This window comes from Moraxella atlantae NBRC 14588 (genome assembly GCF_001591265.1).
GTDB lineage: Bacteria > Pseudomonadota > Gammaproteobacteria > Pseudomonadales > Moraxellaceae > Faucicola > Faucicola atlantae.
This window is the reverse complement of record NZ_BCUL01000005.1, coordinates 84,516-110,039: the sequence shown is the minus strand read 5'-3', so window position 1 is coordinate 110,039 and position 25,524 is coordinate 84,516. Positions and strand designations below refer to the sequence as shown.

General features: G+C 48.5%; 25 protein-coding genes. 11 read left to right on the top strand and 14 right to left on the bottom strand.

Going from position 1 to position 25,524, the window contains the following annotated elements; all coding sequences use genetic code 11:
- Positions 1-3: 3 nt before the first annotated feature.
- Positions 4-177, top strand: coding sequence for a hypothetical protein (locus MA2_RS11200; RefSeq protein ID WP_169795161.1), 174 nt, complete (start codon positions 4-6; stop codon positions 175-177).
- Between the two features lie 30 nt (positions 178-207).
- Here the strand turns inward: MA2_RS11200 and MA2_RS04780 are convergent, their stop codons facing one another.
- Together MA2_RS04780 and hisH are read right to left on the bottom strand one after the other, a co-directional pair.
- Positions 208-1,626, bottom strand: a complete 1,419-nt coding sequence (locus tag MA2_RS04780; RefSeq protein ID WP_245945351.1) for an ATP-binding protein — start codon at positions 1,624-1,626, stop codon at positions 208-210.
- Between the two features lie 28 nt (positions 1,627-1,654).
- Positions 1,655-2,272, bottom strand: coding sequence for an imidazole glycerol phosphate synthase subunit HisH (hisH, locus tag MA2_RS04775; protein ID WP_067057295.1), 618 nt, complete (start codon positions 2,270-2,272; stop codon positions 1,655-1,657).
- Between the two features lie 208 nt (positions 2,273-2,480).
- On the opposite strand from hisH, the gene MA2_RS04770 reads away from it, so the two are divergent.
- Together MA2_RS04770 and MA2_RS04765 are read left to right on the top strand one after the other, a co-directional pair.
- A complete protein-coding gene (locus tag MA2_RS04770; protein WP_067057292.1) occupies positions 2,481-3,494 on the top strand; it encodes a DnaJ C-terminal domain-containing protein in 1,014 nt (337 codons plus the stop codon).
- 59 nt (positions 3,495-3,553) lie between these two features.
- Positions 3,554-3,943 carry a chaperone modulator CbpM gene (locus MA2_RS04765; RefSeq protein ID WP_067057289.1) on the top strand — a complete coding sequence of 130 codons (390 nt, stop codon included), beginning with the start codon at positions 3,554-3,556 and terminating at the stop codon, positions 3,941-3,943.
- Positions 3,944-4,031: 88 nt separating this feature from the next.
- Here MA2_RS04765 and MA2_RS04760 read toward each other — a convergent pair whose 3' ends face one another.
- From MA2_RS04760 to lptF, 4 genes are all read right to left on the bottom strand, one after another.
- Positions 4,032-5,024, bottom strand: coding sequence for a DUF305 domain-containing protein (locus MA2_RS04760; RefSeq protein ID WP_067057286.1), 993 nt, complete (start codon positions 5,022-5,024; stop codon positions 4,032-4,034).
- Between the two features lie 278 nt (positions 5,025-5,302).
- Complete coding sequence (locus MA2_RS04755; protein WP_067057283.1) at positions 5,303-6,025, bottom strand: DNA glycosylase; 723 nt, start codon at positions 6,023-6,025, stop codon at positions 5,303-5,305.
- Positions 6,026-6,034: 9 nt separating this feature from the next.
- Positions 6,035-7,129, bottom strand: a complete 1,095-nt coding sequence (gene lptG, locus MA2_RS04750) for an LPS export ABC transporter permease LptG (protein ID WP_067057279.1) — start codon at positions 7,127-7,129, stop codon at positions 6,035-6,037.
- Positions 7,126-8,250, bottom strand: a complete 1,125-nt coding sequence (gene lptF, locus MA2_RS04745; protein WP_067057276.1) for an LPS export ABC transporter permease LptF — start codon at positions 8,248-8,250, stop codon at positions 7,126-7,128. The genes lptG and lptF overlap by 4 nt, the downstream gene beginning before the upstream one ends.
- A 374-nt stretch (positions 8,251-8,624) precedes the next feature.
- Here lptF and MA2_RS04740 point away from each other — a divergent pair, with 374 nt between their 5' ends.
- The gene (locus MA2_RS04740) at positions 8,625-10,199 is read left to right on the top strand and encodes a leucyl aminopeptidase (RefSeq protein WP_079351951.1); all 1,575 of its coding nucleotides are present in this window, start codon (positions 8,625-8,627) and stop codon (positions 10,197-10,199) included.
- Positions 10,200-10,491: 292 nt separating this feature from the next.
- Positions 10,492-11,745: a serine/threonine transporter SstT gene (sstT, locus tag MA2_RS04735; protein WP_067057273.1), complete on the top strand. Its 1,254-nt coding sequence runs from the start codon at positions 10,492-10,494 to the stop codon at positions 11,743-11,745.
- 82 nt (positions 11,746-11,827) lie between these two features.
- Here the strand turns inward: sstT and MA2_RS04730 are convergent, their stop codons facing one another.
- From MA2_RS04730 to MA2_RS04720, 3 genes are all read right to left on the bottom strand, one after another.
- Positions 11,828-12,091, bottom strand: coding sequence for a hypothetical protein (locus MA2_RS04730; RefSeq protein WP_067057270.1), 264 nt, complete (start codon positions 12,089-12,091; stop codon positions 11,828-11,830).
- A 262-nt stretch (positions 12,092-12,353) separates the two neighbouring features.
- Positions 12,354-12,848: a hypothetical protein gene (locus MA2_RS04725; RefSeq protein WP_067057267.1), complete on the bottom strand. Its 495-nt coding sequence runs from the start codon at positions 12,846-12,848 to the stop codon at positions 12,354-12,356.
- A 283-nt stretch (positions 12,849-13,131) separates the two neighbouring features.
- On the bottom strand, positions 13,132-14,148 hold the full coding sequence (locus MA2_RS04720) for a putative bifunctional lysylphosphatidylglycerol flippase/synthetase (protein ID WP_067057419.1): 1,017 nt from the start codon (positions 14,146-14,148) through the stop codon (positions 13,132-13,134).
- A 336-nt stretch (positions 14,149-14,484) separates the two neighbouring features.
- Between MA2_RS04720 and MA2_RS04715 the strand changes: the two genes are divergently transcribed.
- The 4 genes from MA2_RS04715 (at position 14,485) to MA2_RS04700 (ending at position 18,414) form a co-directional block, all read left to right on the top strand.
- Positions 14,485-15,123 carry a YqiA/YcfP family alpha/beta fold hydrolase gene (locus tag MA2_RS04715; RefSeq protein ID WP_067057265.1) on the top strand — a complete coding sequence of 213 codons (639 nt, stop codon included), beginning with the start codon at positions 14,485-14,487 and terminating at the stop codon, positions 15,121-15,123.
- A 66-nt stretch (positions 15,124-15,189) separates the two neighbouring features.
- Entirely contained in the window at positions 15,190-17,079 is a 1,890-nt protein-coding gene (parE, locus tag MA2_RS04710; protein WP_067057262.1) for a DNA topoisomerase IV subunit B, read from the top strand.
- 234 nt (positions 17,080-17,313) lie between these two features.
- Positions 17,314-17,955, top strand: a complete 642-nt coding sequence (locus MA2_RS04705) for a lysophospholipid acyltransferase family protein (RefSeq protein WP_067057416.1) — start codon at positions 17,314-17,316, stop codon at positions 17,953-17,955.
- A gap of 198 nt (positions 17,956-18,153) precedes the next feature.
- The gene (locus MA2_RS04700; protein WP_067057259.1) at positions 18,154-18,414 is read left to right on the top strand and encodes a type B 50S ribosomal protein L31; all 261 of its coding nucleotides are present in this window, start codon (positions 18,154-18,156) and stop codon (positions 18,412-18,414) included.
- A 457-nt stretch (positions 18,415-18,871) separates the two neighbouring features.
- Here MA2_RS04700 and minE read toward each other — a convergent pair whose 3' ends face one another.
- The 4 genes from minE to yihG form a co-directional block, all read right to left on the bottom strand.
- Positions 18,872-19,147 carry a cell division topological specificity factor MinE gene (gene minE, locus MA2_RS04695; protein ID WP_067057256.1) on the bottom strand — a complete coding sequence of 92 codons (276 nt, stop codon included), beginning with the start codon at positions 19,145-19,147 and terminating at the stop codon, positions 18,872-18,874.
- 3 nt (positions 19,148-19,150) lie between these two features.
- On the bottom strand, positions 19,151-19,960 hold the full coding sequence (minD, locus tag MA2_RS04690) for a septum site-determining protein MinD (RefSeq protein ID WP_067057413.1): 810 nt from the start codon (positions 19,958-19,960) through the stop codon (positions 19,151-19,153).
- Between the two features lie 170 nt (positions 19,961-20,130).
- A complete protein-coding gene (gene minC, locus MA2_RS04685; RefSeq protein ID WP_079351952.1) occupies positions 20,131-20,946 on the bottom strand; it encodes a septum site-determining protein MinC in 816 nt (271 codons plus the stop codon).
- A gap of 203 nt (positions 20,947-21,149) precedes the next feature.
- Positions 21,150-22,154, bottom strand: coding sequence for a 1-acylglycerol-3-phosphate O-acyltransferase, YihG family (gene yihG, locus MA2_RS04680; RefSeq protein ID WP_079351953.1), 1,005 nt, complete (start codon positions 22,152-22,154; stop codon positions 21,150-21,152).
- Positions 22,155-22,495: 341 nt separating this feature from the next.
- On the opposite strand from yihG, the gene MA2_RS04675 reads away from it, so the two are divergent.
- Positions 22,496-23,146 (top strand): YiaD family glycine zipper/OmpA-like lipoprotein, encoded by a 651-nt coding sequence (locus tag MA2_RS04675; RefSeq protein WP_067057250.1) that lies wholly within the window; start codon positions 22,496-22,498, stop codon positions 23,144-23,146.
- Between the two features lie 61 nt (positions 23,147-23,207).
- Here MA2_RS04675 and MA2_RS04670 read toward each other — a convergent pair whose 3' ends face one another.
- Positions 23,208-23,984: a pseudouridine synthase gene (locus MA2_RS04670; RefSeq protein WP_079351954.1), complete on the bottom strand. Its 777-nt coding sequence runs from the start codon at positions 23,982-23,984 to the stop codon at positions 23,208-23,210.
- Between the two features lie 217 nt (positions 23,985-24,201).
- On the opposite strand from MA2_RS04670, the gene icd reads away from it, so the two are divergent.
- Positions 24,202-25,461 carry an NADP-dependent isocitrate dehydrogenase gene (gene icd / locus MA2_RS04665; protein ID WP_067057247.1) on the top strand — a complete coding sequence of 420 codons (1,260 nt, stop codon included), beginning with the start codon at positions 24,202-24,204 and terminating at the stop codon, positions 25,459-25,461.
- Positions 25,462-25,524 lie beyond the last annotated feature (63 nt).

Below are 25,524 nucleotides of genomic sequence, written 5' to 3'. Positions count from 1 at the left end.
ACGATGCGCTATGTGTTTATTGCGTTATTGTTGGCAAATATTGCCCTGTTTGGCTATTACAGTTTTTTGCGTAAGCCCAATCTAAATGCAGCTGTCACACCGCCGACGGCTTTAACCAACCCTGTTAGCGTGACCAATGTTAGTGATGAGTTGCCGCCGCTGATTGGTAAAAAATAACTAGCTAAGCCATACGCACGATATGTCTGGCTAGGATGCGCTTGGCTCAACAATGGCAATCACCACGCGCACCAGCAAACCGCGATTGGGCAATGTGGTATCGGTTTGGTTGCGCGCAATTACCACGCCGTTGTGTAAATGCGCAATGCGGCTGACAATCGCCAGCCCCAAGCCACTACCTTGGGTGGTACGCGCAGTTTCGCCGCGCTCAAACGGCTGCATGATGCGCTCTAACTGGTCTTCTGCCACGCCATCGCCCTCGTCACTGACTGCAATCAACAAATAGCGTGTGCTTGCGCCCAATTCGGCAAGCTTATCAGATGGCACAATATCCAATAAATTGTCGGCAGTGATCATCTTGGCGGCAACGTGAATTGGCGGCTTGCCATAGCGATTGGCATTATTGACCAAATTGACAATCAACCGCTTGATGGACAGCGGACGCAGCAGCAATTCAGGCAAATCCTCGCCAATCTCAATGACAAACGGCAAAGGCGCAAACTGTACGGCAATTTCTTTGACAATGGCATGAATATCGGTCGGGCGCACCGCCTCATCAGAGCCATCTTTCATAAATGAAATAAACTGCTCTAAAATCGCATCCATGTCCTCGATATCATACACCAAGCCTTCCTTCAAAAATTCATCAGGCAGCAGCTCAGCGGTCAAGCGCATCCGCGTCAATGGCGTGCGTAAGTCATGCGAAATCCCTGCTAGCATGAGGTTGCGCTCGTTTTGGGTTTGGCGCAGGGTATGAAACAGCCGATTAAACGCGACATTGACTTGCCGAATTTCGCTTGAGCCATGCTGCGTGGGCAAGTCACGTGCTTGCCCAAGCTGAATGTAATCGGTGGCAACTCTTTGTAGGCGTTTGAGCGGTCGGTTAAGCTGGCGCACCAAAAACAAAATCGTCAATAGCGTCAGTAGCGGAATACCCAGCACAAAAATGCCAATCGTCAGTGGGCTGTATTGGGCATAAAAACGCACGGGTTCTTGCAGCCAAAATTCAGGATGCGCACTGTCTTGCACATACAGCATAGGTATGGGCTTGAATTTAAAATACACCACGGCAGGTCGCCCCAAAGAGTCTTGCACCTGCTGCGCCATGGTTTCGGTAAAAAATCCGACCAAACGTTTGTTGGTGATATCGGGAAACTCACGCGCGTCAGTGATAATGTCGATGTAGGCATTGTCAAGCAGCCACTGACGCACGGCGGGTTGATCGCCCCAGTCGCGCTCAGCTTTATCAAGTAGCTGTAGCTGATTGGCGATATTCGCCGCATGGTTGCGCAATTCGGGCAAATACAGACTGCGCCAAAAAAACCACAATGACAAACTGACACTGAGGGTCACCATCAGCATCACCAGCAATGTGGTCTGCCAAGTGTGGCTATAACCGCGAAAGCCGTATTGCCCACGACGAGATAAAGCATTGGGTTGGCGCATCATGATGGTGCTTGACTAGGCTCAATAAAGATCAAATTTGCCATTCGACAAAATTTTGCAGCAGTTGCAAGCCTGCTGTGTGGCTTTTTTCGGGATGAAATTGGGTGGCAAACAAATTGTCTTTGAGAATACTGGCGCAAAACTCATGCCCATACTGACAACGCGCGGCAACCAGTGCATCATCTTGTGGCACGCAATAATAGCTATGCACATAATAAAAATGCGTATTAGGGGCGATACCGCGCCAAATTGGGTGGCTGCTATCCATGCCATAGGTGGTATTCCAGCCCATGTGCGGCACCTTGATGCCTTGGGTGGGCACAAACTGGCGCACATCGCCTGCCAAAATGCCAAGCCCTGCCACACCGCCATTTTCTGCCGAATGCTCAAACAACGCCTGCATACCCACACAAATTGCCATCACAGGCTTATTAAACACCGCTTGACGCACCGCATCGCTGACCCCTGTGGCGTGCATCTCTGCCATACAGTCCTTCATCGCGCCCACACCGGGAAACACGATTTTGTCACTACGTGCAATCACTGCAGCATCTCGGGTAATTTCAACATCCGCCCCAACCCGTGTCAAGGCTTTGGCGACTGAGTGCAAATTGCCCATGCCATAATCGAGTAGCGCGATTGTTGTCATTGTTTAGCCCCATGCGTTAGCCAATACAAAAAATGTTAAAAAAATAATGCAAAATTCTGACGATTTTTGCGCAAAACTTTTGAAAATGCTCAAGCTTGCCATTATATCGTATCTGGTCTAGATTGATAGGGCTAGATGGCGAAAATACGTGCCTACGGCTCAATCCTCAACGATTTTTATGCAAGCAAATTAAATACAAGGATACACGATGGCGGAAAAAAATTATTACGAGATCTTGGGCGTGGACAAAAAAGCCAGTGAAGCGGATATCAAAAAAGCCTACCGCAAACTGGTGCGCCAATACCACCCCGATGTCAGCGATGATCCCAACGCTGATGCCAAAATGGGCGAAATCAATAACGCCTATGAAACACTCAAAGATGCCGAAAAGCGGCAGCAATATGACATGATGCTAGAAAACCCCTTTGCAGGCGCAGGCTTTGGGCAAGGTGGGTTTGCGCGAGGTGGTATGGGCGGACAAGCACCGAACATGTCTGCTGAGGACATCGACGAGATTTTGCGCCAGTTTGGTGGCGGTATGGGCGGTGGTCGTGCAGGCAGGGCAGGCTTTGGGCAAGCAGGCGGTGGCTTTCGCTTTGATGACTTGTTCTCAAGCTTTGGCGGCAGTGGTGGCATGGGTGGCGCAGGTTTTGGCGGACCAACCAACAGCAAGGGCGAAGACCAACACGCTGAGTTATCGGTGGATTTAAGCGCAAGCTATCACGGTGACACCCAAAAAATCACCTTGAATTTGCCTGTACAAACCGCGCAAGGGCGTGAGTACCAAAGCAAAACCATTGAAGTCAAAATTCCCAAAGGCATTGCCGAAGGGCAGCAAATCCGCCTTGCCAAACAAGGGCTACCCAGTGCATATGGCGGTGAGGCAGGCGATTTGTACCTAAAAATCAAGTTTGCCCATGCCGATAATATCCGCGTTGAGGGTAAAGACGTGTTCCAGACCGTTGATATTGCACCGTGGGAAGCCGCGTTGGGCAGCGCGATTACTGTCAATACCCCTGCTGGCAAGGTTAGCGTCAATGTACCAAAAAATAGCCGCTCGGGCAGCAACCTGCGCCTAAAAGGTAAGGGTATCCCTGCTAAAGCGGCAGGCGACTTGTTCTTGACGCTCAACATCGTGCTGCCGCCCACCGATACTGATGCGCAAAAGGTGGCATGGCAGACGCTCAAGGCACAATTTGCTGATTTTGTGCCAACACGCTAATGCGGATCGGCTAGATATCAAAAAAAACGCAAAGAATACACCGATAAGGCAAAATAACCATGACCAATCAACACGAATATTCAGATGATCTGACAGACCTGCATGACGATTTACGCTTGACACTTGAGCAGCTTGGCGCGGCAACACCGTATGGCAGCGACTGGGTTTTGGCATTGCTTGATGAAGCGGTGATCACCCCGTTTGATGCCATCACTCCCGTGAGTGGTACAGACGCGCTAAGCTTTGGCAGCGTACAGCTTTCGCGTGTGCGTCGTGCGGCACGTTTGCGCCGTGATTTTGATGCCAGCCCACAGGCAATTGGCTTAATTTTAACTTTGCTTGATGAGTTGAACGCTTTGCGGCAATACAAACGCCAAAGCTTAGGCGGCGCATTTAGCGCGCAGGTAGTGACGTTTCATACTGTCGATGACGACTCACGCCAAAGATAACACCAAAGATTTTTAACAGCTAAAAATAAGCGCAAGTTTGGCCAAAACTTGCGCTTATTATTTTTGCACTGGTTATTGTGTAGATGGGTTAAAAACCTGCATGGGTCTGTGTCCATAGCGGTGCGTCATTGGAGGCAAAACTGGTCGAGGCGATATCAGAGGATACGCGCGCCGTTTGGTCGGCTATTGGTGTCCAATTACGCAGTGTGTTGATCTCAGCCTGTTGGGTTTCAATCGTGCGGTCGGCAAACTGGCGAATTTTGTCGTCTTTGCCGTATTTGAGCTCGATTTGGGCCATTGCCATCGCGCCTTTGTGGTGCGGAATCATGGCTTGCCGAAATGCCTCATCGGGGTCATCGATGGCACTGGCGGTCAGCATTTGTTGGTACATTTGCTTAAGGCTCTCGGTGTAGCTGGGTTCTTTGGCAAGTGTGGCAGGCATGGTGGTGGGTTTGCCTGTGTTGACATTGTGCGCCAGCCAGTTTTGCAGCCAACGGATTTCATTACTACGGGTAAACAATGAATCCTCTGCTAGCTTACGCAGCTGTTCGTCGCGCCCATATTTGAGCTCGATTTGCGCCAGTTGTAGCGCGGCATTTTGGTGAGCAAGCATCGACTGGACAAATGCCACATCCGCATTGTCGGTTTGCATGCCTTGGCTCATCGCATCAAGCATGGCGTTGGTGGCGGCGATGGTCTCGGCGCGGTGCCCCATCGGTGCAATGACGGTCACGGTTTGGCTATCGGGCGTGTCCCCGACACTGACATGCACAGGAATTGCCACCGCATTGGATATACTGGTAACCATCGTTAGGGTGTCAGGCTGCGCGCTGTCAATCACAGGCAGGTTGGCGATGTCGCTTAGATTTTGCAATGTGACGACTTCAGGCGGTGCTGATCTGGCAAGCGTTGTACCAAGTGTGTCTGCGTTGTTATTGACGCTATTTGCCATCACATTGGTGGCAGATTGGGCAGATTGTGGTGCTTGTCCACAGCCCACCAACAACACACAGCCGAGCACCACACCGCCAAACAACGCCAAGCAAAGTAGGGCACGTGTGTTAGGTCGTTGAGTCGGCATCAAAACGCCACCTCGAGGCAAAGGGTTTGGCAGGATTAAAATTGCCATAGCTCTATCATATCCAGTTTGCGCGTTGGGGTTAGCGGCAGGACAGTGCCAAAAGTCAGCACAATTTTTATCCAAGCTAAATGCCACCAAATACGCGCCAAAGGTTTGATTTTGTTAGGTTGTTAGTATAAGTCACGTTGCTGCACGCTGCCATAGCGATTGTGTGACTAATTTTGCGCAATTCTACAATATTGGTTTTCTAGCTAGACTTTTGTTGGGTTTTTAAAGTGCTAGGTGGTGTTGTCTTTGACTGAATCATGGCTGGCAACGTCTGCATGTGGTGCAATCAGCGTGCCCAGACCTGTTTGTAAAAACGCAGTGCGATACGCAGCGACTTTTTTATCGAGGCTTAGCGGATAAGCGCGTGATGATGAGGGCAGTCGCCAAATGCCCAGCTTGCGCCCAAATAGCGTAAGCGTGATGTGTTGGTTGGTTTTAAGCAGTTTAAGCGGTTTGGCAGTTGGGTCAAAATCGGGTGAAGTGGGATCGGCGCGTTCGGCGTTGATGACATCAAACAATACCTCACACGCTTTACCGCCTGTCAGCAGTAGCCAGCGTACGTTGGGCAGATCTGCCAGTACGGCGCGTAAATCTACACGCTCGACCACAGTCAAATGCGCGTCTGACGCGTTGCCATGCTCGCGAATTGCCGTTTTGACGGTTGGGCATTCACCGATTTTTGCTGTTTTTAAAAACGCCTTAATTTTATCCGCGTCAAACCGCTTGTCCTGCCCTGCGCGAAAATACTCACCGTCGCCAAAAAACACCCGCCCCATGATGCGCCACATGTCATTATAAAAATTGGGATAATGAAACGCCATGCCCCATTTGTCGGGTGTGGGTGGCAAAGTGCCCATCATCAAAACTTGGGTATCAAAAAAGGCAAACACACCAAACGGGTGTTGCTCAATGGGGTGAGTGGTAGGGGCGGGGGGTGGCGTGCTATTTTTCATGGTGTCGGGTTAAATCTTTTTATGCAATAAATACCAGCCCAACGCAGCGCTTAACACAATCGGAAGTGCGACCATCAGCGGTGGCGGTAGTGACGTACTGAGACTCACAAAGCCTGCCAAGTCCTGTAAGTAATTAAACATCAAACCAAACAGCAGTGCGACAACGATACGATAGCCCAAACTTTGGTTGCGCAGCGAGCCAAACACGAACGAACACGCAACAAGCACCAATGACAGCACGGCAAACGGTGATAGCAGTTTTTGCCAAAACGCGACTTCGTGCGGCAGCGAGCGCTGCTGTTGGCGTTGCATCAATGTGCGGTGTTGCCACAGCGCAGACAGCGACATGTCATCGGGGCTTTGGGTAAGTAGATAAATTGAACTTGGCACAATTGGCAAACTGGCAGGCAATTCACCAACGCTGCGCTGCTGACTGGTGCCATCGGCAGCAATGGTGAGGGTTTGGACATCGTAAAGCCGCCACGGCTGCGCGGTTTGGTTGGTCGATGATAACTGGGAGGTGGGTGCAGCAGGTTGATATACACCGCGCTCGGCATGTAGCATTTGGCGTACTTCACCTTGTTTGCCAAGTGTCCACTGGCGGACATCGCGCACCTCACCATCGACATTCGCATAACCAATCGCCAACAGCGTGTTGCCGTATTTTTGCCAATAGCCATTGACGCTGGTAATATCGGCGATTTTGTGGTTGCGTGCTTGGCGGGCAAGGTTGTTGGTGGTCGGCAAGACAAACTGGCTGAGCGCAAGCGACAGCAAAACAAACATCAACGCAGACTGCATAACCCAGCCGACGATGCGCAGACGGCTCAGCCCTGCTGCTTGCATGACGGTCAATTCGCTGTGATTTGCCAATAGACCCAAGCCAATCACCGCGCCAATGAGCACACCAAACGGCATATAGTTTTGTAACGCCTCGGGGGCGGAATACGCAATATAGCGCAGCGCGTCGAGGTAGCTGTAGTCGGCATTGATTTTATCCAACTGTGCCAAATAATCAAACATCAATTTGAGCAGCAGCAAGCCAACCACCGCCGCCATCATCGCCAACAAAGCATGACGCTGTACATAACGTGCGATAATCATGCTCCCCCCTGATTGTCTAGGTGGTGGTTGCGCCGTACTCGTCGGCGTGCACGCAGGCGTGTAGCCAGAGTGGACTGTGCATTAAGATACAAGGTGGCAAGCAGCAACGCCGCCAACAGCCAAGCATACGCCCAAACCGAGACCTTTTGTTTGCTGACGGCAGTTTTTAGCGAAATAATGGCAATCGCGCAACTGGCAAATATCAGCACGGCAGGTAGCAAGCGCAGCCAACGCCCTTGACGCGGATTGACCTGTGCCAATGGCATGGCAAGTAAGGCAGCAATCAGCATCAGCCATGGCAGGCTAACGCGGTAGCCCAATTCAGCTTGCGCGGCAGACTCAGTGCGTGCGCGCCACAGTTTGCCAATGGTTTGGGATTCGACATTTTGCGGCGTGACTTTGTCGATATTGGGTTTTTGTAAGCTGATACGATAGCGCGCAAAACTGGCTTGATTGTAGCGTGCGCTATCGGCAGACAACATATAACGTTTGCCTGCGTACAAATCAAGCAGCGTCATCGGGTCATCTTCACGTGTTGGCACTTGCAGCGCACGTTCCGCGGTGATGACATCGGTGCGCCCATCATCGCGTGTGTTGAGCACATATAAGCCACGCAGCTCGCGCTTGTCGCGATCAAATGCTTCCACATACAAATGATAATCGCCACTACTGATAAAGGTTTGCGGACGAATCAGATCCAGCGCACTTGCCAGCGACTGCTTGTGCCACACCTGCTCGCTGTGACGTACCCCCCACGGCTTTGCCCAAATGCTCACCCCTGCCTCAAGGGCAAATAACGCGCTCACCAATGGTAGCAGCAACGCCAACACGCGCCCACGGTCTATTCCGCTAGCAAACAGCACGCTCATCTCTTGGTCAATGTACATCCGCCCAAGTACCAGCATCAAGGCAACAAAAAACGCCAACGGTAAAATCAGCTCAACAAACGTCGGCAAATTGTAGCCAATGATGGTAAACAATAGCCCAATATCCAGCCGTCCTTGCGCTGCCATACCAAAATAGCGAATCAACCGTCCGCTGAGCATGAGCACCAGCAAAAAGCCGAGCACCACCAGCGTATTGGTGGCAACTTGCTGGGTGATATAGCGTCGTAAAATCACTCAGCGCACCTTGATTATTGCGTTGATTATTGCATTCATAAAAATGGTCGTTATTTGCTTAACAAGCACTCATAAGCATTCACATCAACACGCAACCGCTGCTAGAGTTGGGCTAGTAGTTCTAATGCACGTGATGACAAAGCCGTATCATAGCATGTTTTAGCCTGCTTAAACGAATAGCGACGCTGGTTAAGCGCACGGATAGGCACAAATATTGTGCAAAAATGTGTCAAGCGCACCATTTGGCAATGGTTACCCAGATTTGTTACCCAGATTGTGGTTGGTTAAATGCCCAAGTGCCCCCACATTGATGCTAAACTTGTATTGTAACCATACCTATTTTTGTAACCACATCATCATATAAGGTCAAAACAATGGCATTTACACCACTCAACCTTAGCGTACAAAACCTTAACGTACAAAGCTTTGACGCAATAGACAATAGCGACCACACTGCCTTTGCCGCCAATGTTGTGCTGATCGATGAGCACCAACAACCACTGGCTGACTTACCAGATACACTGGCTAATCGTGTGCAAACCTTGCTGAACAACACCGCGTTTGACGGCAAACTGGCAAGCACGATTGCCAGTTTTGAGCCTGCACCGTTGGTATTGGTGGGTATCGGTAAGCGCGACAAATTGGGCGGTAATGCCGTGCAAAAACTTGCTAAAACCGTGTATAGCAGCCTGAGCAAATACACCACCCATGCGCGCGTTTGGTTGGGTGATGGGCTAGATAGCGTCGTGTTTGGCCAGTTTGCTCTGGCATTGGCGAATGCGGCGTATCAGTTTACCGATTACTTGAGCCAAGCAAAATCTACAGCCGAACACACCAACGAAAAAGGCAGCACAGCTGACGCACCGCGCCTAACGCACATTGAACTACTGCTCAAAACTGACACCATCGCCACCTACCAAAACGTGCTTGACTTTAATGTAGCTTTGCACCATGGACAAAGCTTAGCGCGTGACTTGGGCAATATGCCGCCAAATGACTGTAACCCTGCCTACTTTGTCCAACAGGCACAAGCCCTTGCCAAACAATATTCCGATGTGTTGCAAGTCAAGGTTATTGGTGAGCGCGAAATGGCAGAGTTGGGCATGAATTGCTTTTTGGCAGTCAGCAATGGCTCAACCCAAGAAGGGCAGTTGGTGCTGCTTGAATATCGCGGCGCGCCCGATGAAGCGGCGGTCAAAGCACCGTCAGATGTCTTTGATCAAGCACCGTTTGCTTTGGTTGGCAAAGGCATCACCTTTGATAGCGGCGGTATCTCGATCAAACCTGGGCTTGGCATGGGTGAGATGAAATTTGACATGAGCGGTGCTGGCAGCGTGCTGGGTACGATGGCAGCACTGTGCCAAGCACGTTTGCCCATCAACGTCGTCGGCGCGTTGGCGTGCGCCGAAAACATGCCATCAGGGCAAGCCACACGCCCTGGCGATATTGTGCGTGCCATGGATGGTACCAGTGTCGAGATTTTGAATACAGATGCCGAGGGGCGTTTGGTGTTGTGTGACAGCCTGCTTTACGTGCAGCGTTATCAGCCGCGCGTCATCATCGATGTGGCGACTTTGACGGGTGCGTGTATCGTCGCGCTGGGGCATATCCGCAGCGGCTTATACAGCAACGATGAGGATGTGATTTTTGACCTTGAGCAAGCCAGCCAAGAGGCACACGACCGCGTTTGGCACATGCCACTGGATGACGATTATCAAGAACAGCTCAAATCTAAATTTGCTGATGTGCAAAACATCGGTGGCGCACCTGCAGGTTCGGTAACAGCGGCGTGCTTCTTGGCACGATTTGTCGAAAATGTACCATGGGCGCACCTTGATGTTGCAGGCACAGCCTGGCAAACAGGTAAAGAAGCCGCCAGTACTGGACGACCTGTGCCGTTGTTGATGCATTATCTCAACCGCCAAGTTAAGCTTGCACAGGCTAATTAACCCAGTTAGCCGCCTTTGTTATCAAATGTGTTATAAAACGCGTGTTGGCCACAAGGCAAACACGCGTTTTTTATTGCCCAGAAGTTTAAAACCCAGCCCAATATTCCCAACAGTTTTCTTGTTCATGCGTAAAAATTTGTCGAAATTTAGTAGCTATTTTCTGATGAAATATGCTAATTTGTCGCATAAATTGACGGCATAATAGTGCCAAACAAAGGTTTGCCAAAACGCGTCGTATTTGTCGGTAAACGGCTGATTAAAACTTTAGGTGAAAACAAGGATTTAGGGTGTTATGAGAGGATTTGTGCAGGCGTATCAACGCATCGGTTTGGTACCGCTGATTGTGATTGGGTTGGTGCTTGGCGTCATCATCGGCAGCCTTGCCAACCCAACGATGTTGGGAATTTTGCCGATGAGCGCAGCAAAATTTATCAGCATGTTTGGCACGTTGTTTGTCGGCGCGCTCAAGGCGATCGCGCCGCTGCTGGTGTTTGTGTTGGTGATTGATGCAATTTGCCAACACCAATCAGGCACACAGGTCAATGTGCGTAGCACGTTGGTGCTGTACATTGCAGGTACATTTTTGGCAGCACTCACTGCCGTGATCGCAAGCCGACTATTCCCCACCACATTGACCTTGGCAGAAGCCAACATTGAACAGGCGCCACCAGCAAATTTAGCAGAGGTTTTGACCACACTGCTTGGCAATGCGGTGACCAACCCGATCAGCTCGATCGCCTCGGCAAACTATATCGGGGTGTTGGTGTGGGCGGTTTTGATTGGCTTGGCGTTGCGTCGCGCCAATACCGCTACCAAAACTATCATCAGCGATGTGGCACAAGCGGTGTCTGAGGTGGTGCGCTGGGTGATTTGGTTTGCACCGTTTGGGGTATTGGGCCTTGTGACCCAAACCATCGCTGAAACGGGTCTGGGCGCGCTGTTTAGCTATGGACGATTACTTACGGTGTTGGTAGGCAGTATGTTGTTTATTGCCTTGGTGGTCAATCCGCTGATTGTCTTTGCTAAAACGCGGCAAAATCCCTATCCATTGGTTTTTACGTGTATCAAAGAAAGCGCGATCACCGCATTTTTTACACGCAGTTCTGCGGCTAATATCCCTGTTAATATGGCATTGGCAGAGCGTTTGGGGCTGCACAAAGACACGTATTCTGTCACCATTCCTTTGGGTGCGACCATCAACATGGCAGGCGCGGCGATTACCATCAATGTGATGACATTGGCAGCGGCGCATACGATGGGTGTGCATGTGGATTTTGTGTCCGCATTGTTGTTGTCGATTTTAGCAACATTGAGCGCGGCAGGCGCATCGGGTGTGGCAGGCGGTTCATTGTTGTTGATTCCGCTGGCGTGCAGCTTCTTTAATATTCCTGATACCATCGCCATGCAAGTGGTTGGTATCGGGTTTATCATCGGAGTGGTACAAGATTCGGTAGAAACCGCGCTCAACTCTTCAACCGATGTGCTATTCACCGCAGCAGCCGATCCCAAATATGCTTATCGTAGCCGCATCATCAGCAGTCACTGATTGCAAACGCAAACAGCAAACAACAAAAAAGGGCGACGTGATTGCCCTTTTTATCGATCATTTGAAAAATCAAAGCACACGCTTAGCGTGACACGCTGCGATCTTCATTAACCTTTAGCTCAGCAGGAATGTCAATATTGACTTCATTTGCCATATAACCGCTGTTGGTGCTAGACTTAGCGGTCTTTTTGGTGGTTGTTTTGGCTGATGCCTTGGTGGTGGTGCGTTGCTGGGTGGTTTTGGCTTTAGGGGTAGCCTTTTTGTTGGCAGTGGTGGCTGCTTGTGCATTCATACCCAAACCTGCAACCGCCAATGCGATGATGGCTGCTGTTGAAAGTGCTTTCATGTTGATTCCTTAAAAATAATAAAAATCAGTAAATTATATCTTTAACAAGCAACAGGTAGCCATTAAACCCATGCCATCAAATTGCTTGGACTGATTGGCATAAGATAATAAAAAAAGGCATTATTAGCAATGCCTTTTTGGTACTTCTTTAAGGTTTATACCAACTAGATACCAATTGGTAACTTTTTAAAATGTCTGGCTATTAAATTTTGACTTTTAGATAAGCTACCAATCTAGCAGTATTGTCCTGATACACAAATTATTATGGATTTACAACAACAGGCACAGTTTGTACATCAACAGGAACTGTGGTTGTGGTAGTGCGTTGGATAGTGTTTGGTGCTACCACACGGTCGGTAGTGACTTGGCTAGCAGGTGCACGTTGCACGACTTGACGCACAGGCACAACAGCAGGCGGTACCACAGTTACTTTAGGTTGTGGCGTTAGCGCAGGGGTGGTGGCATATGGGCGTTGGTCACGGCTTGTGTTTTCATTAATCTTGATATCTGCTGGGATATTTGGATTAATTTCGCTTGTCATCGGCTGAACAGTGCGTGGTGCAGCGCGGCGTGTGGTTTTTTTAGCCACAGGTTTTTTAGCAGTATGACGCACTGCTTTTTTATTAGTAGCTTTTTTGACAGGGGTGCAAGTACATTTTTTGGCTGTAGAGGTGCGCTTAGCAGTAGCCGCTTGCGCAGGTGCTGCTAGACCAAGGCTTACCACCAACGCGGTTAGCGCGAATGAAATGCGTTTCATAAAATTCTCCTAAAATAAATGATGGCTGTTGTCTTAACCAGCGATGTCATTGTAATCTAATTGCTTAAGCGATCAGGCTAATGACTGACTTACTAAATTTAATGTGAGTCACAAGCCCATTACTGAGTCAGACAGATTGCCGAGCGGCAATTGGTTGAAGGTAATTTAGCACAATTGGGTCGGCTTTATGTGTGTCATATATCAGCAGAAACGTTATAAAAGGTAAAAAACGTAACATTTAGGCAAGTTGGCAATAACAAACTTAAGAAAAAATCAATTTTTGTCAAGTCTTATGCCGTGACTGCGCCTGTGTACCAGTCGAGTGTTTGTTTTGTGTTAGCAAATACCCCTCATAGCCGAGCAATAAGCCCAACGCCACCAAAAACGGTACAATATAATACAGCAGCCGAAACACCAACAATACCGCCAACATTTGGGTTTTATCAACCTGCGGCAACGCGCTGATCATAGTGACTTCAAACACGCCTAAACCACCAGGTACATGGCTTAAGATACCCAACGCCAGCGACTGAATCAGCGCCGAAAACGTTACCCAGTAACTGACGGTAAAATCTGTCGGTAATAACAAATACAGCACCAACGCAACCGTGCTTAAATCCAAAAACGCCAAAAAAATCTGCTGTAAAATCACTTTGGCAGGCGGCAAAACAAACCGCCAACTACCGATACGTGCCTGCTTGCCCGTGCGCCCTGCATACACAATCGCACCCACAATTGCCGCTAACAGCACCGCACCCATGCCGCGAATATACAGCGCATTATCAAAAATACCCAATGACTGATCCAGCGCACCCAACAACCGCAGGGTAATCTCAGGGTGAGTCATCAGCGAAATACCAATCAGCGTACTGACCCCAAACGTAAACGCCATTGATACCAACCACACAATATTGGCAATCTCATTGTTGCTCAAGCCATAGCGATTGTAATGCCGATAGCGAATACCGCCTGCTGTCAGCAGATTCATCCCAATGGTGTGGCTAATGGCATACGCGGTGAACGAGATCAGCGCCGCCTTGGGATAGCGAATTAGCTTGTCGCGCCCCAACTGCATCAGCGCGATAGTATCGTACAGCGTCAGCACAATATAGCCAAACGCTACCACCAAAAACGCCAACACCAAATGCGTGTTGGGAATTTGGCTCATCGCGGTGACAATATCTGCCCAGCTAATGGTGCGCGTCAAATCGATCAAAGCCCGAATTGCCATGACAAAAATCAGCAGCGCAATGCCTGTTAAGGCAAATTTCCACAAATAATTGAGCGCGCGCGACTGCATAATCATTGCCTCTTAATGGCGAAAGTTTTTGGGCAAAAGTTGAACAAATACTGGACAAAAGCAAGTGATACGCCAAACTTATCAAATGATGACATAAGGCAAAAATTACTAGCCAAATTTTAAACAAATTCACAAAAAAATGTGTAAAACCGTGCAAAAAAGTGTAAATTTTCGCCCAGTTTTTGTGCCAATTTTCAAAGTATATTGACCGTGCGACATGAAATGACGCATAGTATGCCAACAAATATCGGCAAGCATGGCTATTTTGCTGCGGCGGTGCTAACATAAGCTGTTATCAATCCGCAAAAATTTTAAAAAAAACTTGGAAAGTTTATCATGCAACTGGTATATATTCACGGACTTGACAGCAATGCCAATGCCGCCAAAGGCACGCAACTAAAACAATTTTGCGCCGAATACTTCCCACACATAAATGTCGTGTGCCCTGATCTGAATGTCGCGCCTACCGAGGCAATCAAACGCTTACAAGCCATCATCGCCGATGACCCCGATACGGGTTTGGTGGGCAGCTCATTGGGCGGTTTTTATGCCACTATCGTCAGTAATTTGACAGGTAAACGCGCTGTGCTGATTAACCCAAGCACCAATGTTGGCGAGAGTCTCAAGCGTTTTTTTCCCGACAATTTTGCCAGCCTACCTGCTGATTATGTTGGTCACACCACGCCTGATGGTTGGGCGATTACCAAAGCGCAGGTGCAATGGCTGATTGAGCACCGCCCCGAACGTGCCACTTATCCCGACAAGATTTTATTGCTTGTCAAAACAGGAGATGAGCTCTTGGATTATCGTGAGGCGGTGGAATATTTTAGTCAAAATTTGCCTGAGCAAAACGGACAAAGTCATATCATCATCGAGGCGGGCGGCGACCATCGTATGAGCGATTTTGCCAGTAAATGCGCGCAGGTGATACAGTTTTTGTTTGGCTTACCTGTACTTGCCTCTAGCGTAAAATGAGTGAAGAATACATAAATTTATTTATTTTTATATTTTTAAATTGGCTTTGGATAAGCAAGGAATACTGTGACGCAATACACCAGTCAATCGCTTGAAGTGCTTGAGGGCTTAGACCCTGTCCGTCGTCGCCCTGGTATGTACACTGATACCACACGCCCAAATCACTTGGCGCAAGAAGTTATCGACAACGCCGTTGATGAGGCACTGGCAGGACACGCCAAAAACATCATGGTGACGCTGCATACTGATGGTTCGTTGTCGGTCGAGGATGACGGGCGCGGTATGCCGACCGATATTCATCCTGAATTTAACCAGTCGGGTATTGAGCTGATTTTGACGCGGCTGCACGCAGGTGGCAAGTTTAGCACCGATAACTACCAAGTATCGGGCGGTTTGCACGGTGTGGGGATCTCCGTGGTTAATGCTTTGTCAACAAAGGTTGAGGTCACTGTATGGCGTGATGGACAGACATATAGCATGCAGTTTGCCAATGGCGAACCTGTCGCGCCGCTGGCAGTCACACCGAGCCAAAATAAGCGCAAACGTGGCACCCGTGTGCAGTTTTGGGTCGATGCGCGTTATTTTGACAGCGCCAAATTCAATACCAAAGCACTCAAACAAAACCTAAAAGCCAAAGCCGTGTTGGCAGCAGGTTTGTCCGTGCAATTTATCAATCAAATTGACGGCGACAACGAAACATGGCAGTTTAGTGATGGCTTGGCGCAATACTTGAGCGAACAGTTAGCCGACACTGAAACCACGCCTACACCGCCGTATGTGTTCGGTTATCAAGCCAAAGCCGATGAACGTGCAAGCCTTGATGTCGCGCTGTGTTGGTTGATCGAAGGCGGCACACCCGTGCAAGAAAGCTACGTTAATCTTATCCCCACTGCACAAGGCGGTACCCACGTCAATGGGCTGCGTACAGGGCTGCTTGAGGCGTTGCGTGAATTTTGCGAGCTGCATAACCTGTTGCCGCGTCAAGTTAAGCTTAGCGCGGATGACGTTTGGGACGGCGTGTGTTTTATTTTGTCGCTAAAATGGGTTGAACCGCAATTTTCGGGGCAGACCAAAGAGCGCCTATCCAGCCGTGAGGCAGCCGCTACGGTGCAAACCTTGATTAAAGATGGCTTTAGCCTATGGCTGAATCAAAACCCCGATACCGCACGCCAAATTGCCGAATTGGCGATTGCCAAGGCAGGCAAGCGGCTAAAATCTGCCAAAAAAGTTGAGCGCAAAAAAATCACCCAAGGCCCAGCACTACCAGGAAAATTGGCGGATTGTCGCGGAGATTTGCGCGATGGTGCAGAGCTATTTTTGGTAGAAGGCGATTCGGCAGGCGGTTCGGCAAAGCAGGCGCGTGATCGCCATTTTCAAGCCATCATGCCACTGCGTGGTAAGATCTTAAACACGTGGGAAGTATCGCCCGATGTTGTGCTGGGTAGTCAAGAAATTCACGACATTGCCATTGCCATCGGTGTTGATCCCGACAGCGATGACCTAAGCGAACTGCGCTATGACAAGATTTGTATCTTAGCCGATGCCGACTCTGATGGCCTGCATATCGCGACCTTGTTGTGCGCGTTGTTTGTCAAACATTTTCGTGCATTGGTTGAGGCGGGGCATTTGTTTGTCGCCATGCCGCCGCTGTATCGCGTTGATATCGGCAAAGAGGTGCAATATGCCTTGGATGATGATGAGCTCAACCAGATTTTGCGCCGCGTTCCTGCCAACAAAAAAGCCCAAATCACACGTTTTAAAGGCTTGGGCGAGATGACCAGCGAGCAGCTGCGCGAAACCACCATGCACCCCGACACACGGCGATTGGTGCAGCTATCGTTAGATGATCCTGACTTTACCAGCAGCGTGATGGATATGTTATTGGCAAAAAAACGCGCTGGCGATCGCAAACTGTGGTTGGAGCAAAAAGGTGATTTGGCCCAGCTGTCAAGTTAGCCCAAAGGTAGCAGATCGCTAATAGTCAAATTGCGCCGCATGGGGTGTGATGGGTGCGCGCTTTGGCGGACAGATCAATTACAAAAATAGTGCACAATAGTTAGCGATTGGTTGGATTTTATCCTTACAATAATGCCAGACACAACATGGCAAGCCAAACCATTATCTAATCAGTCATTATCTGACAAGTCACCATCTAATCAGGTATTACTCAAACCGACACAAGGACGCGTCATGCCCAATTACAACCACTTAACCCCGATTGACCTGTACCACTACGGCGACAACGTGCCACGGCGCAACAATCCCGTATCATCACGGGCGGCAAAAAAGTTTTTGGATGCCGTCGGTTGGCAAATAGTTGGTGAAATCCCGAATATCAAAAAATGCGTTTTGCTTGCCGTACCGCACACCTCCAACATCGACGGTATTTACGCCATTGCCACCTTGTTGGCGTTGGATATTGACATTAGTATAATGGGCAAAAAACAATTATTTGCCGTGCCTGTGCTTGGCAAATTTTTACGCTGGTCGGGTGTGGTCGCAATTGACCGTGAAAAAAAGGGCTCAACCTTGCAAGCCACCATCGATCAATTCAACCAACGCGAGCAGTTTTGGTTGGCATTAGCACCCGAAGGCACACGCAGCTACGTTGAACGCTTACGCACGGGATTTTATCATATCGCCATGGGCGCAGGCGTGCCGATGTTACCCGTCGCGATGGATTACCCCACCAAGCAGGTGCGCTTTATGCCGCTGTTTTACCCTACGGGCGATATTGACGCGGATATGCCCAAAATTTTAGACTACTATGAAGGCGTAAAACCGCGTGATTTTGCCAAAATGGCGCAGCCGTTGCAGGATTTACATAAATAACTCAAGGGTTTGCACAAACAATCCTTCAGCAAATAAACCACCAGTCACGCGCTAACTTCTTGTGTTAGCGTTTGATAAGCTTTATAATAGCGGCTTTATTTTATCTATCCTCTGTGTTGGCTTTAATCGTGGCGCGTTTGGCATTGGGCTGACGTTTGCCATGCAGTCCAATCGGCAGAGCAAACCAAGGAAACCGCCATGCGTGCTGACATCCATCCAGATTACCACGACGTTTTGTTTCATGACACCAACGCCGATGTGTACTTTTTGACCCGCTCAACCATCAAGCCAAAAGCAACTCGTGAATACGAAGGTAAAGAGTATCCTTACGTTGCACTTGACGTATCTAGCGCGTCACATCCATTCTACACAGGCGAACAACGCAAAACCCAAAACGAAGGTCGTGTTGCAAGCTTCAACAAGCGCTTTGGCGCGTTTGCTAATCGCGGTAAAAAATAAGCTTGTCGCTTATTACATAAAAAAAAGCCTTTCCATTGTGAAAGGCTTTTTTATCATTCGTTGCCGTAAAACCACCGACTTCAGGCGGTGGATATAAGGCAATTGTTAAATGCGATGAGTTTTGCTATACTCATCTCACTATATTCAATGTCTTACATTCCACAGTTAAGTTAAGACTAAATTGCGAGTACGCAGTAACTTAACTGGTAAGACGTTTCCAAACACACACTTAAGCTAATTCGTGTCTATGACAATCCTAACGGTAGGATTAGCTTAAAATGAGAACCTAAGATGTACGGTGTGTCGTACGGGCGGTTGCCATTGTCTTAGGTTTGCGGTGGGGCTTCACCGTCTTGCAGAAGGAATCCCCTCACTTTAGGGAGGGGAGGAAGTCAATGGCAAAATAAACAAGCCCTTTTAAAAAAGGGGCTTGTTAGATCATCATCCAAACCAGCTATCAACGCCGCTCAGGTAGGTTGATGTTCATCTCAAGCACTTCCATATTGGCTTCGGTGTGGTGGTTGATATTGACATCATCCACCTGTACGCCTGTTACGTAAGTATTGACCACGGCCAAAATCTCACGTTTCATTTTTTCAATGCGTTCTGGCGTGAGGCGATTGTGTAAGCGGTTTTCACTGGCAACGATGACTTTAAGCCGCTCTGCTGCCATGTTAGCGCTGCTTGATTTTTGCTCACCGCCAAATAGGCTACTCCAAAATCCTTTTTTCATCGTTTAGCCTCCAAACCAACGTTGTAGGAAGCTTTTTTTCTTGACATCGATGTGGCGATAGGGACGCTCTTCGCCCAAAAACCGCGCCACCATGTCATCATAGCATTGCCCAGCGACAGAATTTTTGTCCAAAATCACAGGCTCGCCTTGGTTAGATGCTTCAAGCACGCTGTTGCTCTCAGGGATCACCGCGATCAATGGCACTTTTAGGATGTCATTAGAAATGCTGTTGATATCCATCATCTCACCACGTTCGGCGCGTTCGGCGTTGTAGCGGTTGATGACTAGATGCTCACGCACCGAGCTGCCTTGCTCGACTTTTTTGGTACGGCTTTGCAAAATACCGATGATGCGGTCAGAGTCACGCACCGAAGAGATCTCAGGGTTGGTGACGATCAGGGCCTCATCGGCATGATACATGGCAAGCTGCGCGCCGCGCTCAATACCTGCAGGCGAGTCACAAATGATAAAATCAAATTGCTTGGTCAGCTCTTCCATGACTTCTGCCACACCTTCGTCAGTCAGCGCGTCTTTGTCACGCGTTTGGCTGGCAGGCAAAATAAACAAATTGGGTAGGGCTTTGTCCTTAACCAAGGCTTGCGACAGACGCGCGTTGCCCGAGATGACATCGACAAAGTCATACACAATACGGTTTTCACAGCCCATGATCAAATCAAGGTTACGCAAGCCCACGTCAAAGTCAATTACCACGGTTTTGTAACCGCGTAACGCCAATCCCGTGGCAAAAGACGCGCTGGTTGTGGTTTTGCCCACACCCCCTTTACCAGACGTTACCACAACAATTTTTGCCACTTGGCACACTCCTAACGATTTATTACAGTTGCTTGTACTCAGCGTTTGATGGCTAGCTGGATAAAGATTCATCCAGTTTTTGCCAAAAAACGGTTAAATTAGATTAGTTTAGCACAAATTTTATGACAAAAATAAGTCTATCAATCAAAAAGATTGTGCCAAAAATGGCATCAAGGGTTCATCAAGTTAAACACCAAGCCAACAGGCTCTTGATAGCTAACGATCACCGCTTGGTTGAGGTATTCGGCAGGGATATTTTCTTTTAGGCAATACGTACCTGCCACTGATACCAACGACGGATTAAAGCGCAAGCAAAAAATCTTGGCGTTCATGTCACCCGTTGCGCCTGCCACCAAGCGTCCTTCGCCCTTGCCGTACACATGCAAATTACAATCGGTAATCGCCTCTGCACCTGCATTGACGCTTTCGGTCAAAATTAAATCTCCGCCTAAATGCGACAAGCTTTGCCCTGAGCGCAAAATTTGCCGATGTAGCCGTGGTTTGAACGCTGCTTGTGGTGACAAAACGGGTTCTGCGTCATCAGCATCGGGCAGGCTGGTGGATTGGCTCGGCGCACTGGCAGAGGTGGTAGGTGCAGTAGCCTGAATAGGTTGCTCGGACGCAGTAGGGACAGCGGTTTTGGTCACCGCTCGCCCGTCAATGCGCTTGCCATCGGCAGGAAAAATTGCCAAATTTAGTGCACGCGCTTGTTCATCTAATACACCTGTGATCATGCCAATCGGTTGCAAGCCTAGCTCCCACAAGCCTTGTTGTAGTGCGGCTAAATCCAACACCTCTTGACATGCCAACACCACGGGCATACCGTCTTTGGGTAAGCGAGTAAATTTGTCGGCAACTTGTGCCAAAATTGCAGGCACATCCTCACCGCTGATAGACAAGCGCATAAAATTTAACATGCGCCCTGTCAGGCGTACGCTAGTGGGTGAATTTGTGGTGGGTTCTGAGGTAGTTAGGTTAGCTGACATGGTCGTTCTTGGTTGTATTTGATAGGTTCGTGTTTGACTGGGTTGTGTTTGGTTAGATGGGTAGCGTTTGGCTCGCTGTGTAGATCGACAAATTGCTTAAATCAATAAACAAAGGTTTATGTTAGCAAGGTTTGTGCCAAACAACAACACAGTATAGCGTTTGGCGTGAGCAAAAATTTGCTGCTGTGCCTGTTGCCCAAAAACTATTGGGCAAAATCCGCTAGCATTTGCTCAATACGTACATCTTTTTGTTGCCAAATGTTATCCAACCAGTCAAACATTGCCTGTTTGGTTGCCACGTCATCATTGAACTTGCCTGCAATCAGATTGTTCAGCAACTCACGCGGCAAATCAACAAACCGCATATCCACACCCAGTTGGCGAATGTTGCCCTGCCACAAGTCACGGTACAGCGGTACACCATCGGGATAGACGATGGTAACATCCAAAATCCCGTCTAACTGCTCACCGAGTGCCGCCAATGCCAACGCTAAGCCACCTGCTTTGGGTTTGAGCAAATGTGCATATGGCGACTGCTGCGCGTCACGTTTTTGTTGGGTAAAGCGCGTCCCTTCAACGAAATTGAGTAAAGTAAACGGCTTGTTGGCAAGCTGTTGGCAGGCACGGCGCGCTTCTTCAATATCGCGGTTTTTGAGAGTGGGGTTTTTGGCAATTTCTTCTTTAGAATAGCGTTTCATCATCGGAAAATCCAAAAAATAAAACGCCTGCCCAACAATCGGAATATACAGCAATTCATGCTTGGCAAAAAAGCGCGTCAGCGGTAGGCGGTCTTGCCCGATGTACTGAATCACCGAAGTATCGACCCATGATTGGTGGTTGCACAGCAAAATATAACGCCCCGTTGGTGACAAATTGGCAGGCAGATTGACGCGTAAATCAATATTGGGTAACAAGTGGTTAATCAAATAATTGTTGGTGGTAATCCAATGTTCGGCGATATTTAGCACGGTTTTGTCAGCGCGTGGATTGCCTGTCAAGGTTTTAAGCGCACCTGCTGCCAACAACGGTGCACCAAATAGCAAAGAATTGCCTAAAATCGTGCCTGTCGTCGCGCCAAAGGTTGCCGCTTGCCCAAGCACAGACGATTGATCGCGTAATTTGGCAAGTCGGCGATAAATCGGATTGGGGTGTGGATTGGTTGGGGTTTTCTTTAAGGTGTGATTGAAGGTGTGATTGCGTGGTGTCATGGGGTTGCCCAATATTGTGTCAGATCAAATCCTAGGTTAAATGTGGTAAGCACAATGAATTTGCTGGTCGGCTTTTTTAGTCTATCATAGCGCAAATTTGACACAATACGCATGAAAATTTGGTTAAAAACGGCTGAGGTCTTGCGATTTAACCAGATTTCATGGATTTTTAAATAGTAAAAAAGTTAAACAACGTCTTACAGCAATCTGACAATTTATTACATAGAACTGATGATTTTACGGCATAATAAATCCAACTGTTTTAGCTAACTCAATCTAGCGAACGATTATGCAATAATTTGGCGTATCACACGCCTGACAATCAATTTTTGGAGAACACAATGCGTAAACAACTTTTGACAGCAGGTTTAGCATCAGCAATTTTGGTCACAGGATGTGCCACTGACCCAAACACTGGGCAACAATCGATGAATAAGACGGCAACTGGTGGCTTGTTGGGTGCGGCAGCAGGTGCTGCGATTTCAAAAGCGACAGGGGGCGACAAAACAGGTCGTGATGCGGCGATTGGTGCGGTATTGGGTTCAGGTATTGGCTATTACATGGAGCAGCAAGAAGCCAAGCTACGCCAACAAACAGCAGGTACAGGTATCACGGTAACACGCGATCCAAATACCAACAACATCAACATGGTAATGCCAGAAGCAATTACCTTTAATAAAGCACAATCAAACATCATGCCACAGTTTTATAACACACTGGATAAAGTGGCAGGCACCTTGGCAGAGTATAACCGCACCACAGTAACCGTAAAAGGTCACGCTTCAGCAGAAGGTAACCCAAGTTTCAACCAACAGCTATCACAAAACCGTGCAAACGCGGTAGCACAATACCTGGCGCAGCGCGGTGTGGCAAGTAACCGTATTCAAGCCGTCGGCTACGGTATCAGCCAACCAATCGCTGATAACTCAACCGAAGCAGGTCGTATGCAAAACCGCCGCGTAGAAATCACCATCAACGCACCACAAAATTAATTGTAGGATTCAGTGCATTTAACACATATAGTTTAATGATTGAATAATCAAAAGCCTCAGCCTAACGCTGAGGCTTTTTGTTGTGGTGTGTTTGGTATGATTTGTTTTTATTGGATCTATTGTGACTTGGTCTACCCGTGTGGGGTTTGCGTGCGTTAGATAGCTGTTTATATAATTGAAGTGGAACCAACGATGCCTGCCATCCCAAGCTTTGTAGCATCGCATTGCTTAACTTTACGTCACGTTGCGCGCCTATCGCCAAGCCCTCAACACTAAAGCCACTTGATGCCACACGCACCAAGCGCAAGCACGGTAACCCGACATGCGCGGTCATACGACGAACTTGCCGATTTTTGCCTTCAAAAATCGTGATTGCAAGCCAACTGGTGATACGGCGATAAGCAATTTGTGGTGGTGCTTGCCACAGCTGGGTAGCGATATTGGCAGCGTCAAGGCGTTCAACGTACGCAGGCAAAGTCATGCCGTCTTTGAGCAGTACGCCTGCTTGCAACGCTGCAATTTGCTCGTCAGTCGCCATGCCGTCAAGCTGCACCCAATAAGTCTTGCCGTGTTGTTTGGTTATGCCTTTGGCTTGTAGCACGGCAGGTGGTGCGGTCAGTAGCTCGTTGAGTTGCCCATCATTGGTCAGCAGTAGCAAGCCCTCAGAGGTCGCATCCAAACGCCCTGCCACACGCAGGCTTTTGTCGTGGATATAATCGGCAAGCGTGGCAAAGTTATTGTTGCCATCCGCACGAAATTGGCTTAATACCCCAAATGGCTTGTTAAATAGCACCAATTTGGGCACAGATAAATCGGCTGGTTTTTGGGTCAGTGGCATGGGTACTCAATGGCAAAAATTTAGCTAAATGATTATGGTATTTATTTAGTAAATACCTTAGATGATTTTATTTTCTAGAAAAATTGTGGTGTCAGTACAGGCTTGTGTAGAATATCGCCAATTCATTTTGCCCAAATTTAGCGGTTTTATCTTTATATTTTTAAATTTTGCGATTATTTCAGCAGATTTTTGCAATTAAATCAAGGAGTTCATCCCTATGTCATACGATAAGGTCATCGTCCCACGTGACGGCGAAAAAATTACCGTCAATGCTGATTTGTCATTAAACGTACCTGACCGTCCGATTATTCCATTTATCGAAGGCGACGGCATTGGGGTGGATATCACACCTGTAATGATTAAAGTGGTCAATGCAGCGGTAGAAAAAGCCTACAATGGCAAGCGCTCAATCGAGTGGATGGAAACCTACTGCGGCGAAAAAGCTGCAAAAGTCTATGACGGCGACTATTTTCCTGCCGAGACTTTAGAAGTACTAAAAGACTACGTCATCAGTATTAAAGGCCCTTTGACCACGCCTGTGGGTGGCGGTTTTCGCTCATTAAACGTTGCGCTACGCCAAGAGCTTGATTTGTACGTGTGTGTGCGTCCTGTACGTTGGTTTAAAGGTGTGCCAAGCCCTGTGCAGCACCCAGAATTGACCAACATGGTGATCTTCCGCGAAAACTCAGAAGATATTTATGCAGGGATCGAGTGGAAAGCCAACAGCCCAGAGGCCATCAAGGTTATTAAATTCTTGCAAGAAGAAATGGGTGTCAGCAAAATCCGCTTCCCCGACAACTGCGGTATCGGTGTCAAACCTGTTTCAAAAGAAGGTACCCAGCGCTTGGTACGCAAAGCGATCCAGTACGCGATCGACAATGATTTGCCAAACGTGACATTGGTGCACAAAGGTAACATCATGAAGTTCACCGAAGGTGCGTTCAAAGAGTGGGGCTATGAGCTGGCGGCTGAGCGTTTTGGCGCAGAGCTATTAGACGGTGGCCCATGGATGACCTTGAAGAACCCAAAAACTGGCAAAGACATCGTGATCAAAGACGTGATTGCCGATGCGTTCTTGCAACAAATCTTGATGCGTCCAGCAGACTATTCAGTCATCGCAACGTTGAACTTGAACGGTGATTACATTTCTGACGCGCTGGCAGCAGAAGTGGGTGGTATCGGTATCGCACCAGGTGCTAACATCGGTGGTTCGGTGGCGGTGTATGAAGCGACTCACGGTACCGCACCAAAATATGCTGGTCAAGACAAGGTAAACCCTGGTTCTATCATCTTGTCGGCTGAAATGATGCTGCGTGATATGGGATGGACAGAAGCAGCAGACTTGATCATCAAAGGTATCTCTGGCGCGATTGAAAACAAAACGGTCACCTATGACTTTGAACGCTTGATGCCAGATGCAGTTTTGCTTAGCTGTTCACAGTTTGGTCAAGCGATCATCAAGCACATGAATGACTAATAATCGCTGATTTGAATTGATTTTTAGACAAAGCCCTCAATCATAGATTGGGGGTTTTTGCTA